The sequence below is a fragment of the Hanstruepera marina genome, assembly GCF_019880635.1.
Taxonomy (GTDB): Bacteria; Bacteroidota; Bacteroidia; order Flavobacteriales; family Flavobacteriaceae; genus Hanstruepera; species Hanstruepera marina.
In genome coordinates, this window is record NZ_JAINVX010000001.1 from 319,250 (window position 1) to 331,991 (window position 12,742).

14 protein-coding genes are annotated in these 12,742 nt (G+C 34.6%); 9 read left to right on the forward strand and 5 right to left on the reverse strand.

Annotated features, from left to right (window positions below):
- Window positions 1-3 precede the first annotated feature (3 nt).
- Entirely contained in the window at window positions 4-1,410 is a 1,407-nt protein-coding gene (locus K7G76_RS01465) for a sensor histidine kinase (RefSeq protein WP_223032428.1), read from the forward strand.
- Window positions 1,410-2,153 carry a LytR/AlgR family response regulator transcription factor gene (locus K7G76_RS01470; protein WP_223032429.1) on the forward strand — a complete coding sequence of 248 codons (744 nt, stop codon included), beginning with the start codon at window positions 1,410-1,412 and terminating at the stop codon, window positions 2,151-2,153. Before K7G76_RS01465 ends, K7G76_RS01470 begins: the two co-directional genes overlap by 1 nt.
- Here the strand turns inward: K7G76_RS01470 and K7G76_RS01475 are convergent, their stop codons facing one another.
- Together K7G76_RS01475 and purN are read right to left on the reverse strand one after the other, a co-directional pair.
- The gene (locus K7G76_RS01475; RefSeq protein ID WP_223032430.1) at window positions 2,154-2,795 is read right to left on the reverse strand and encodes a ribonuclease H1 domain-containing protein; all 642 of its coding nucleotides are present in this window, start codon (window positions 2,793-2,795) and stop codon (window positions 2,154-2,156) included.
- Entirely contained in the window at window positions 2,788-3,360 is a 573-nt protein-coding gene (purN, locus tag K7G76_RS01480) for a phosphoribosylglycinamide formyltransferase (RefSeq protein ID WP_223032431.1), read from the reverse strand. Before purN ends, K7G76_RS01475 begins: the two co-directional genes overlap by 8 nt.
- A gap of 185 nt (window positions 3,361-3,545) precedes the next feature.
- On the opposite strand from purN, the gene K7G76_RS01485 reads away from it, so the two are divergent.
- The 5 genes from K7G76_RS01485 to pyk all read left to right on the forward strand — a co-directional run bounded on the left by K7G76_RS01485 (window position 3,546) and on the right by pyk (window position 7,846).
- Window positions 3,546-3,779, forward strand: a complete 234-nt coding sequence (locus K7G76_RS01485; protein ID WP_223032432.1) for an acyl carrier protein — start codon at window positions 3,546-3,548, stop codon at window positions 3,777-3,779.
- 14 nt (window positions 3,780-3,793) lie between these two features.
- On the forward strand, window positions 3,794-5,044 hold the full coding sequence (gene fabF / locus K7G76_RS01490) for a beta-ketoacyl-ACP synthase II (RefSeq protein WP_223032433.1): 1,251 nt from the start codon (window positions 3,794-3,796) through the stop codon (window positions 5,042-5,044).
- A 7-nt stretch (window positions 5,045-5,051) separates the two neighbouring features.
- On the forward strand, window positions 5,052-5,792 hold the full coding sequence (gene rnc / locus K7G76_RS01495) for a ribonuclease III (RefSeq protein WP_223032434.1): 741 nt from the start codon (window positions 5,052-5,054) through the stop codon (window positions 5,790-5,792).
- A gap of 129 nt (window positions 5,793-5,921) precedes the next feature.
- On the forward strand, window positions 5,922-6,404 hold the full coding sequence (locus K7G76_RS01500) for an IPExxxVDY family protein (RefSeq protein ID WP_223032435.1): 483 nt from the start codon (window positions 5,922-5,924) through the stop codon (window positions 6,402-6,404).
- Window positions 6,404-7,846: a pyruvate kinase gene (gene pyk, locus K7G76_RS01505; protein ID WP_223032436.1), complete on the forward strand. Its 1,443-nt coding sequence runs from the start codon at window positions 6,404-6,406 to the stop codon at window positions 7,844-7,846. Before K7G76_RS01500 ends, pyk begins: the two co-directional genes overlap by 1 nt.
- 92 nt (window positions 7,847-7,938) lie before the next feature.
- Here pyk and dinB read toward each other — a convergent pair whose 3' ends face one another.
- Complete coding sequence (gene dinB, locus K7G76_RS01510; RefSeq protein WP_223032437.1) at window positions 7,939-9,042, reverse strand: DNA polymerase IV; 1,104 nt, start codon at window positions 9,040-9,042, stop codon at window positions 7,939-7,941.
- Between the two features lie 35 nt (window positions 9,043-9,077).
- Here dinB and K7G76_RS01515 point away from each other — a divergent pair, with 35 nt between their 5' ends.
- Complete coding sequence (locus K7G76_RS01515) at window positions 9,078-9,545, forward strand: CYTH domain-containing protein (RefSeq protein ID WP_223033579.1); 468 nt, start codon at window positions 9,078-9,080, stop codon at window positions 9,543-9,545.
- A 2-nt stretch (window positions 9,546-9,547) separates the two neighbouring features.
- A complete protein-coding gene (locus tag K7G76_RS01520) occupies window positions 9,548-10,072 on the forward strand; it encodes a YciI family protein (protein ID WP_223032438.1) in 525 nt (174 codons plus the stop codon).
- Here the strand turns inward: K7G76_RS01520 and pbpC are convergent, their stop codons facing one another.
- The gene (pbpC, locus tag K7G76_RS01525; protein WP_223032439.1) at window positions 10,073-12,424 is read right to left on the reverse strand and encodes a penicillin-binding protein 1C; all 2,352 of its coding nucleotides are present in this window, start codon (window positions 12,422-12,424) and stop codon (window positions 10,073-10,075) included.
- Entirely contained in the window at window positions 12,421-12,735 is a 315-nt protein-coding gene (locus K7G76_RS01530) for an antibiotic biosynthesis monooxygenase family protein (protein WP_223032440.1), read from the reverse strand. The genes pbpC and K7G76_RS01530 overlap by 4 nt, the downstream gene beginning before the upstream one ends.
- Window positions 12,736-12,742: the final 7 nt, after the last annotated feature.

The following is a 12,742-nucleotide window of genomic DNA, read 5'->3' on the forward strand; positions in this document are numbered from 1 at the left end:
TAAATGAAAAGTTTAAAAAAAGCATTGTTGTATGCCTTTACTGTAAGTTTAATAATTAATGGTTTTGGTTTTCTAATCGCAGTTTTAAATGCGAATATGGAAAGTGCATTGACAGACTTTAAAAGGATAGCCCCAATAAGTATTTCAATTTTGTTTATTCCATGTTTTTTGTCAGGCGTATTTTATAGGGCCGATTTATTCAGTAATAAATTAAAAGCATTAAAATACTTTTTTCTACCTGCAGTCATTTCATTTGGTTTTATTTACGCAATTGTCTTTTTTACTTTACTTCCTGACTCAAAACCAACTCATAAGAGCCTTTATATTGTTGCATTGTTTAATGGTGTTTTATCTATGGTAATAACAGTGTTTAGTATATTGATTTATTATCTGTTAAACAAAAAGAAAGACAAAAGAAAAGACATGAAGAAATTAAAGCCTTCGTTTTTGAAAGTCTTGTTAATCTTCTTCTCAATCGCTTTAATGTTCAACGTTCTTGTTTTTTCTTTTGGAAATTCCTCTTGGGTAAATTTTAAAGTGCCTTTTTTGATAGTTACGAAGGGGTTTGTGATAACAATATTTTCATTTTTTGCTTTTCAATATGCTTTCAACAAAAACAAAGAATCGTATGTATTTGTCTTAATATACATTGTAGGGATTTTGGTTATACCATTTGTGTTTACGGAACTTTATTCTGATTTTTCCTTTGAGGTTTTTGTTAAGAAACTGAATATTGTCTTAACAGTAATAGCTCCTTATTTTTTGTTGATAATGTTAGCTGTTCATGTGTATTTTATTTATCTAAAGAATGAAAAAGAAAAAGAATCCTTAAGGCAAACAAGCGCATCAACCAATTTAAAATATCAACAATTAAAAGCACAATTGAGTCCGCATTTCTTGTTTAATAACATTAGTGTGTTAACTGGTTTAATTGAAGAAAGTTCAGAACGAGCTATAGAATTTTCAGAAAAACTATCATCTATATACAGGTATCTTTTAGATCAGGAGAAAAACGATTTGGTGTTATTAGATCATGAAATCGTTTTTGGTAAGCAGTACATGGATTTGTTACAAGTGCGGTATGATAATTCCTTGGCGGTAACCTTTAATCTAGATGTAATTTCTGAATATTATATATTACCTTTTTCTTTGCAAATTGTATTTGAAAATATCATAAAGCACAATGTAGTATCAATGGATAAACCTATGAAAGTAAATGTTAGCTGTATAAATGATTTTTTGATTATAGAGAATACCCTTCATTTAAAGTCAGTAAATAATTCGAATACGAAGATAGGTTTGGAAAATTTAAAAAAGCGTTATGCATTTTTTACAGATAAAAAAGTAGAAGTAAGTTCTGACGATTCTATTTATTGTATAAAATTACCTTTGCTAAAAATGCAAGACTAATGAAAGTTGTAATTGTTGAAGACGAGTTGTTGTCTAGTAGACGCCTTGAACGCATGCTTACAAGCTTAAAATGCGAAGTTCAAGTATCCTTGCCTTCGGTAGGGTTAGCTGTAGAATGGTTGCAAAATCATACTCATCCCGAAATTTTATTTTTAGATATTCAATTGTCTGATGGCATGTGTTTTGAAATTTTTAATTGTGTTGAAGTAGAAAGTGCTATTATTTTTACAACAGCTTTTAGTAATTACAGTTTAAAAGCTTTTAACTATAAAAGTATTTCCTATTTATTAAAACCAATTAATAAACAGGAATTGCAACATGCCATATTGAAAACAAGAACGTTTTTAAAAAATAAACATGAAATAGAGGCTCTAAAAGATATTGTAACAAAACAAAACTTTAAAGACTATAAACAATCATTCTTCATAAAACTAGGAAACAAAATAAAAATCATTAATGTTACCGATGTTACATGCTTTTATAGTTTTGATAATGCAACCTATTTGTATAATGGAAGAGGTAATTATATTGTTAACTACTCGCTTTTAAATTTAAACGACCTGATAGACCCTTCAGATTTTTTTCAGGTCAGCCGAAAATGTATCATTAATAGAAAAAAGGTCGTGAGTTATAACCGTTATAATGTAAATCGTTTAAAAGTTGTTTTACAGAATTTTAATGAGTTTGATGTAATAGTCAGTAGGGAGCGGGTAAAAGCTTTTAAGGACTGGATTGAAGCTTAGTTATTTTCTCCCAAAATCTGCTGGAATTTCACCCCAAGCTTTGGTTTCCCATTTTACAACAGTTGTTGTGTAGTTGTTGGTTTTTAACCAAGTGACGGCACGGTCTACCAGTTCAAAAAGAGGTTTGTTTTTATCTGTCCGTTCCAACTTGGTATTAGCTATTTTCTTTTTTACCCAGCTTATGGCCGTTTTGGAGTCGGTGTAGATAATACGATTGCTGTTTTGTTTTTTAAGGAATGCCAACGCGTGTACAATAGCCAAAAACTCCCCAATATTATTGGTGCCCTCTTCAAAAGGCCCTTGATGAAACAGGCGTTTTTTGGTTTTGGTATCAACACCTTGGTATTCCATTTTTCCTGGGTTACCACTAACGGCAGCATCAACTGCTATAGAGTTATAATTAGGCTGACCAATTTTTTTTAGTTGTTCGTCAGAGAGTTCGCTTACAAACTTTTTGCTTTTCCCAATATAGTCTTTGTAATTGCCTTTGTATGCTTTTTTAGCGGCTTCAAAAGAGGTGAACGATTTGTATTGGGCACCCTCAAAATCTTTTGTTTGAGCCTTACAATCGTCCCAACTTTCAAAAACACCTGTGTGATGCCCTTTCCAAACAGTGTAGTATTTTTTCTTTTTTTTACTCATTTTTGGAAAGAAGAGATTCAACCACTTTAGGAAAATGTTCCATTTCCAGCTCATGAATTTTTGCAGCTACATCATCGGCTGAATCATTTGAAGAAACTTCACATTTTGCTTGAAAAATAATAGTGCCTTCATCATAATGTTCATTCACATAATGAATGGTAATACCGGTTTCCGTTTCATTGTTTGCGACTACAGCTTCATGCACATGCATACCGTACATGCCTTTGCCGCCATATTTAGGTAATAAAGCAGGGTGAACATTAATGACCCTGTTTGGGAATTCATTTAAAATATGCTCTGGAAACTTCCATAAAAAACCCGCTAATACAATTAAATCGGGGTTGTTGCTTTTTAAAATGTTCAACACATCATCAGTTTCTGTAAAGGCTACTCTGTTGAAAGACAGTGCGCTAACATTAAGATTTTTGGCCCTGTCAAGAACTTTGGCACGAGGATTGTTAGTAAGCACTTGAATAACAGACACATTATCGCTGTTGTGAAAAAACTTAATTAAATTTTCAGCATTAGTACCACTTCCGGACGCAAAAATTACAACTCGTTTCATTTTACAGATAATAATGTTCAATAGTTCGAACAAAAAAAAGAATAAATATTAACAATTAGAAGGCAAAATTGAAATACTTCAATCTAATTTTAGTAAATTACAATCACATTTTTAAACTAAAGGTGTGTTTTAAAAATAAAGTTTTTTATTTTTGCCCACTAATTAAAACTTAAAATTAAAAGATTATGTCAGACATTGCATCAAGAGTAAAAGCGATTATCGTAGACAAATTAGGTGTTGATGAGAACGAAGTTGTTACTGAAGCAAGCTTCACTAACGATTTAGGAGCAGATTCATTAGACACTGTAGAATTAATTATGGAATTCGAAAAGGAATTTGATATTCAAATCCCAGATGATCAAGCTGAAAATATTGCAACAGTTGGTCAAGCTATCTCTTACATAGAAGGCGCAAAATAATTCAAAAACAATTTATGGAGTTAAGGCGAGTAGTAGTTACTGGTTTAGGAGCATTAACACCTATAGGCAATACCAAAGATGAATATTGGAATGCGCTTATAAGTGGTAAAAGTGGTGCTGCGCCAATAACGTATTTTGATACTGAAAAGTTCAAAACAAAATTTGCTTGTGAGCTTAAGAACTTTAACGCAACTGATTTTCTAGATAGAAAAGAGGCTCGTAAAATGGATAGGTTTACACAATACGCTATGGTAGCATCTGATGAAGCTATTGCAGACTCAAAACTAGACCTTGACAAAATAAATAAATTACGTGTAGGCGTTATTTGGGGTGCCGGAATTGGTGGATTGGAAACGTTCCAACAGGAAGTTTTAAATTTTGCCGATGGTGATGGTACACCTAGATTCAACCCCTTCTTTATCCCAAAAATGATTGCGGATATAGCACCTGGAAATATTTCCATAAAACATGGTTTTATGGGTCCAAATTACACAACAGTTTCAGCATGCGCCTCTTCGGCAAATGCTATGATAGATGCTTTAAACACTATACGTTTAGGACATTGCGATGTTGTTGTAACAGGTGGTAGCGAAGCTGCTGTTACTATTGCGGGAATGGGAGGTTTTAATGCCATGCACGCTTTATCGACTAGAAATGAAAGTCCAGAAACAGCCTCAAGGCCTTTTGATGCAACCAGAGATGGTTTTGTATTGGGTGAAGGTGCTGGAGCAATAATTCTAGAAGATTACGAACATGCAAAAGCTAGAGGTGCAAAAATATATGCTGAAGTTATTGGAGGAGGTTTATCTTCTGATGCATATCATATGACTGCTCCTCATCCAGATGGTATTGGTGTTATTGCTGTAATGAAAAATTGTTTAGAAAACGCAGGTATTCAACCAGAAGAAGTGGATCATATTAATACCCACGGAACATCAACACCATTAGGTGATGTTGCAGAGCTAAAGGCCATTTCTGAAGTGTTTGGAAACCATGCTAAAAACATTAGTATTAACTCAACAAAATCTATGACAGGTCACTTGCTAGGTGCTGCAGGAGCTATTGAATCCATTGCTTCAATTTTAGCTATGGAACACGGTATGGTGCCACCTACAATAAACCATGAGGTTGTTGATGAAAATATTGATCCAGAACTTAATTTAACATTAAACAAAGCACAAAAACGAGATGTAAAAGTTGCTATGAGTAACACATTTGGTTTTGGAGGACATAACGCTTGCGTACTGTTCAAGAAATTAGATTAATTATCGAATGAAAAACATTCGTAACATATTGAATTCCCGTTCTAAAAAAGGCGGGAATTTTTTTGTATCTGTTCAAAACATTTTAGGGTTTAAGCCTAAAAACATACATTATTACAAAACAGCCTTCACGCATCGCTCAATGAATATAAAGGATGATGAAGGTCACCCTATTAATTACGAACGGTTGGAATTTTTGGGAGACGCTATGTTGGGTTCGGTTATTGCATCGCATTTGTATATGGAGGTTCCTAGTGGAGACGAAGGCTATCTTACAAAAATGCGTTCTAAAATTGTTAGCCGCGAGCATCTAAACGAGTTGGGTAAAGACCTTAAATTAGTCGATTTGGTTGAGAGTAAAATTCCTAAAGGTCAATTTGGCGATAACATTTACGGTAATTTGTTCGAAGCTTTAATAGGTGCTATTTTTTTAGACAGAGGGTATAAGTACTGTGAGAAGTTTATCTATAAAAAAGTTATTATACCATATGTTGATATTGAAAAATTGGAAGGCAAGGTTATTAGCTATAAAAGCTTGCTGATAGAATGGTGTCAAAAAGAAAAAAACACTTTTGATTATAATGTTTATGAAGATACTGGGAATGATGATATTCGCCATTTTTCAGTAAAACTATCCATAAATGATAAAATTGTATCAAAAGCACGAGCCACTTCAAAAAAGAAAGCCGAGGAGAAAGCTTCCAAACGTGCTTATTTTGTTTTCCAAAATCAAATTTCGCGAGCAATTTAGAATTTTTGGTCTATCTGTAAAATTGCTCTCAACTATAACGTTTTCGTAATATTTAGGCATTAACTTTAAACAAAAGTTAATTTATTTATAGGTTTAATGCATTATATTTACAATTAATTATAACCTATAATGGCAACTCAAAAGTTAGTTCTAGACGATTTTATTGACGAACAGGAATTTACTTTAATAGGAATTCATTGTGCTATTGAAAATTACCGATTGGCTTATTTATTAAATCAATATTGCAATTTAAAATTAGTGCGAAAATCTAAAGATTTAGATTTTATAAATAAGGCTCAATACCCTATTTATGAATGGTGTGATACCAAGAAGCTAACAACTTGGAGTTTAGTATCAAACAATTGTAAGGTTCGTGTAAATTTAAATCAAGGATCTGGAACACTTTTTACAGAATCGGGCTCGGTAAAGAATTATTATTTAATTCCTGAATATCAAAAAGTCAATTATTTTTTGAAGATAAGTTCAGATACGATAAATGATAGAAAACTAAAACTCATTTTAAACAAGATTCAAAACATACCTCAAATAGTTACTGCCTACTCGGTTAAGCCAGATACATTAAAGTCAAAAAACAACTTAATATTTTATTAATGCCTAAAAGAAAGAAAACAAAAATAGTAGCCACATTAGGACCGGCAACAAGTTCTAAATCTGTTTTAAAAAGCATGTTGGATGAAGGAGCCAATGTATTTCGAATTAATTTTTCGCATGCTAATTATGACGATGTAAAAGAACGCATAAATATGATTCGTGAGTTAAACGATGAGTTCGATTACAATGCAGCTATTCTTGCCGATTTACAAGGCCCTAAATTAAGGGTCGGCACTATGAAAGGTGAAGTTGTTGTTAATGAAGGAGACGAAATAGTTTTTGCTACAGGCAAACGTTTTGAAGGCACCAAAGAACGTGTGTACATGACCTATGAAAGCTTTCCTCAAGACGCAAAACCTGGTGAGCGAATTCTTTTAGATGATGGTAAGCTAATTTTTGAAGTGGTGTCAACCGATAAAAAGAGTGAAGTAAAAGCACGTGTTATTCAAGGCGGACCCTTACGTTCCAAAAAAGGAGTGAATTTACCAAACACTAATATTTCACAGCCGGCATTAACCGAAAAGGATATTGAAGATGCCCTATTTGCCATTGAACAAAAAGTGGATTGGATTGCCTTATCCTTTGTGCGTCACGCCGAAGACCTTATGCAATTGGAAGAACTCATAAGTGAGCACAGCAATCATAAAATCCCTATTATCGCCAAGATTGAAAAACCTGAAGCTGTTGAAAACATTGACAAAATAGTTGCTTACTGCGATGGGCTAATGGTTGCTCGTGGCGACTTGGGTGTAGAAATTCCAGCTGAAGAGGTTCCGCTAATTCAAAAAAAATTAGTGCTTCGTGCCAAACAAGCCAGAATACCTGTGATTATTGCCACGCAAATGATGGAAACCATGATTTCCAGTTTAACACCAACACGAGCCGAAGTTAACGATGTTGCCAACTCGGTTATGGATGGAGCAGATGCCGTTATGCTTTCGGGTGAAACCTCTGTTGGGAGTTACCCTGTACAGGTTATTAAGCAAATGTCTGATATTATTAAAAGCGTGGAAGATTCAGAATTAATAAAAGTACCACAAATACCACCACATATTCGTACCAAACGTTACATTACAAAATCTATCTGTTATCATGCAGCCAATATGGCAAACGAAATTGATGCCAAAGCTATTTCTACATTAACAAACAGTGGATATACAGCATTTCAAATTTCGGCTTGGCGACCAAGTGCCCACATTTTGGTGTTTACCTCTAACCGTAGAATATTAACCCAACTTAATTTACTCTGGGGCGTTAAAGCGTTTTATTACGATAAGTTTGTAAGTACCGATGAAACCATTGAAGACGTTAATGCCATTGCCTGCAAAAAAGGCTATTTAGAAGAAGGTGATATGTTGGTAAGTTTAGCTGCCATGCCAATTCAAGACAAAGGTATGGTAAATACGTTGCGGGTTACCGAGATTACAACCTGTAGTTTTTAGGGTTTCGTTTTCGGTTAAGATATGGTCAGTTCGGGAATTGATTATATCGTCCTAAAGCTAAGTTCGTCTATTTTTATCACAAAGTCAAATCACTAAAACTCAAACTGCAATTGCACGCTGACTTCTTTTTTGGGCTCAATCTGTTTCGGTTTTTTTTCTGTGTTGAGATTTGATAGTGAAATGCCTAAAAGCCTCACAGAGTTTTGTAGTTTTTCTTGGTACAGTAAGTCCTTTGCGGTTTCAAGAATAATGCTTTTATCACTAATATAGTAGGGCAATGTTTTGCTACGGGTTTGAAGTGTAAAATCACTGTATTTAATTTTTAAGGTCACGGTTTTTCCGGCAACGTTACTTTTATGTAAACGCCGAGAAACTTCTTCGGCAATATGGTCCAATTTTTCCAACATAAAAACCTCGGAAGATAGGTTTTCACTAAAGGTGCGCTCTGCAGCCAATGATTTTCGTGTACGATTGGGTTTGACATCACTGGTGTGGATACCGCGTACGACATAATAATAGTACCTACCCGATTTGCCAAAATTCTCGTCAAGGTATTCTAAAGATTTGCTTTTTAAATCCTTGCCTGTAAAAATGCCTTTTTGGTACATGCGTTCAGCGGTCACTTTGCCAACGCCATAAAATTTTCGAATGTCTAATTCCTCTAAAAACTGAAGCACCTCTTCTGGATTAACTGTTTTTTGTCCGTTGGGTTTGTTGTAGTCACTGGCAACTTTGGCAATGAATTTATTGATGGAAATTCCAGCCGATGCTGTTAGTCCGACATCATTAAAAATGCGTTCACGAATTTCTTTGGCAATAAGTGTTGCACTAGGGTTTCCTTTTTTGTTTTTGGTGACGTCTAAATAGGCTTCATCCAAAGAAAGTGGTTCTACCAAATCTGTATAATCGTAAAATATCTTGCGAATTTTTTTTGAGATATCATGATATCTATCAAAACGAGGCCTTACAAATATTAATTCTGGGCACAAGCGTCTGGCTTTGACGCCACTCATGGCACTTCGCACACCAAATTTACGTGCCTCATAACTAGCCGCACTCACTACGCCACGCTTACTACTTCCTCCAACAGCAATAGGTTTACCCTTTAAATCTGGATTGTCCATTTGCTCTACAGAAGCATAAAAGGCATCCATATCCACATGAATAATTTTTCTAATTGGTAAATCGTTTGGCATGATGTAAATTTAGACATTAAATGTCTTTTATTTTTATGATTGAGATAGAACGTAAATTTTTAGTTGTATCAGATGATTATAAGGCCGAAGCGGAACATACGATTCGTATTATTCAAGGTTTTTTAAACACAGATCCAGAGCGAACGGTTAGAGTGCGATTAAAGGGTCAGCAAGGATTTATAACCGTAAAAGGAAAATCCTCTAAAGATGGTTTGTCACGTTTTGAATGGGAAAAAGAAATTTCAGAAACCGATGCAAAGGCACTCTTGAAACTGTGTGTTGAGGGTGTTATTGACAAGGTTCGTTATGAGATTCCCTATGGAAATCATACCTTTGAAGTAGATGAGTTTTTTGGAGACAATGAAGGATTAATTGTAGCCGAAGTCGAATTAAATCACACCACCGAAGTTTTTAAAAAGCCACAATGGCTGGGAGAAGAAGTCACTGGACAAGTTAAATATTACAATGCTCAATTGAGCAAAAAACCTTTTAATACTTGGTAACTATGAAACAAATATTGTTGATAACACTATTGCTTTTTGCATTTAGTTGTAAAGAAGATAAACGAACTGATTTAAAAACAGAAACTATTATTAAAACGGATACAGTTTTTGTTGAAACCTTTAAAGGAGAACTGGTAAAATCAGCTAAAGCACTTAAAGCTGAACTTACAGAAAAGGGTTATCAAACCTTTGACTATGTTGATGAAAAAACACAGGACACTATTTTGATGCAGCAATATTTTATAGCGTTTTTAAAGTCTGGACCTATACGTTCTCAAAATGAAGAGGAAGCTTCAAAACTTCAGGCAGAACATTTAGCGCATTTAGGTAGAATGTATGAAGAAGGTTATGCCGATATTTCAGGGCCTTTTGGAGATAACGGTGAGATTCGTGGTATTACCATCTATAATGTGCCTACTTTAAAAATGGCTGATAGTCTAGCTAATTTGGATCCTATGGTAAAAGCAGGTCGATTGGTTATTGAAATACACCCATGGTGGGCAGCAAAAGGATTTCCGTTACGCTAATTATTCTGAAATTGTAATTTGGCATTTGGCTTGTGCTCCAAACTCATCAACAACGGTAATGGAATGTTCTCCAAGAGTTGGGGTAATAGCTAGATCATGAATGTTTGTTGTTGAGCCAACAAATGTATTGTCTACATACCAAAACAAGGTGGTGTTGGGTTTAGAATGCGCTATTTTTAATACGAGCTCATTGGTTTGTCCATCAAAATCCTTTGGTAAAAAAATGATGTTACTGTCTTTCGGATATATAAATTCCATTGTGGTTTCAGAATCACTTATGCAATCCGCTCTAAATTTTGGCAAAGGTTTATAAAACGGATTTTTAGTTTTATAATAATAAGCCATAAGAGGCGGCAATACAAACCAAGATTTGTGTTTAATAGCATTTATAACTTCACATTCTGAATTGACCTGATATCTTTCAGAATTATCAAGATGTACAAGTATATGGTATGGGCATGGTTTTGTTTTTAATCCACTTATTTGAACAAAAGTTTCCACAACCTCATTGCAGTTTTGAGACGCTCTATAACCACTTTGTTTGCAGATGTCTATTTGTTGCATTTCATCAAAAGGCTGAGCAAACCAATCGCTTTGAGGTAATATTTCAAATACGTCGAATAAAATAGGCGCAGCAGTTTGAACACCAACCAAACCTGGGCGACCTTCACCGTCGGCATTGCCAACCCAAACACCAACAACATAATCTTTAGTTGTACCAATAGCCCAAGCATCGCGAAAACCAAAACTCGTACCGGTTTTCCAGGCTATTTGTTTTGAACTATCAAAAAACTCCCAGCTCTCATCGCTTTCAGGTCTATTTACCTCCTTTAAGCTTTCATAGGTGAGGTAAATGGATGCTGCATCATATAAGATTTTGCCATCAACGGTTTTTCCCTTATCGATTTTATCTGAAGTAAGCAAAGAGGGTTCGCGAAATTCATTTGAAAAATAGTTGCTGGAACTTTCGGTATAGTGATTTAAAGTAGCAGACATGGCAGCATAACTTTTACATAAATCCCAAAGATTACTTTCTGCACCTCCTAAAATTATAGATAATCCGTAGTGGTCTGTTTTATATTTTAAATCTTTTAAGTCAAGTTGTTTTAAATAGTGTCGGAATTTATCTAACCCAAACTCTTGAAGCATTCGTACTGCTGGAACATTTAACGAACGCGATAAGGCGTGACTTGCGGGAACAGCTCCATCAAACGATTTGTGATAATTCTCTGGATAATAACTGCCAAATTGTGTTGGAATATCTGCTACTAGGGTGTTTGGCAATAAATCTCCAGAATCTAACATGGCAGCATATAAAAATGGTTTTAAAATACTGCCTGTGCTTCTGGGTTTATTAATGATATCAACATCTTTTTGATGTTTTGCATTAGTTGGAGTATTGCCAACATAAGCTAAAACGTGTCTTGTTTCAATATCTAAAACCAAAACAGCAGCATTGTAAATTTCGTTTTGTTGTAATTTGTTGTAGTGATTTTTTACAATGGTATTCACTTGATTTTGTAATTGGATATCGACCGTTGTTTGTTTTCGTTGTCCTTTATGCGATTGGGCAATCCGTTGTAATAAGTGAGGAGCTGTTTGTGGTAAAGGATAAGGTTTTTGGGGTAAGGATTCTTCAATAGATAATTGATAAGTTAAGGAATCAATCTTTTTTGAATCGAGGAGTTTTTTTAAAAGGCGATTTCTTTTTTGCAGTAATTTCTCTTTATTTTTTCCTGGATATATTAAACTTGGTGCATTAGGAAGCACTGCTAATGTGGCGCTTTCTGCCCAAGACAATTGATGGGGGCTTCTGCTAAAATAACGCCATGAAGCCGCATCAACTCCAACAACATTTCCGCCAAAAGGCGCATGACTTGCATAAAGGGCTAGAATGGTTTCTTTAGATTCCCTAAATTCCAATCGGGTTGCTAGAATAATTTCAATGCCTTTCTCAAAGTAGGTGCGCGACTTGCCTTTTCTGGAAAGCCTAATCACCTGCTGTGTAATAGTGCTGCCTCCTCTTTTTATATCTCCGGAACTTATATTTTCTTTTAGCGCCTTTACTATAGAAATAGGATTAAATCCAGGATGCTTATAAAAATAGGCGTCTTCAAATTGAATAATACAGGTTTTAAATTTTTCTGGAATGCTATCGTTTTGTGGAAATCGCCATTGGCCATCAGTAGCTATTTGGGCACCAAGTAATTCGTTGCTTGAACTTGTAATGACTGTTGCCGTTGGATCTTTAAACAATTGTTTTGGCAAACAGAAATAATAAGCTATTAGCAATATTAAAACTATTGCCGATTTAATTTTATTGCGTTTTATATAGCTTATTGTTTTGTTCACGAATTAAATTCATACTCACGTTCTACTTTGCAAATTCTTACATGATACCAACTATACCATTCTTCACGGCCTTTTTGTTGCGCTATTAAATGGTCGCTTTGTTGCTTCCAATTTTTTATCGCCTCAAGACTTTCCCAATAACTAACGGTAATACCAAGTTCATTTCTGGCGCTTTCAATTCCTAAAAACCCCTCCTGTTTTTTGGCGAGTCCTTCCATCAGGTTTGCCACTTCAGCATAACCTTTAATGTTTTCCTTTTGTTTTGAGGTGAAAATGACTGCGTAATATGATGGTTTGCTCAATTTTTTCATTTTTTAC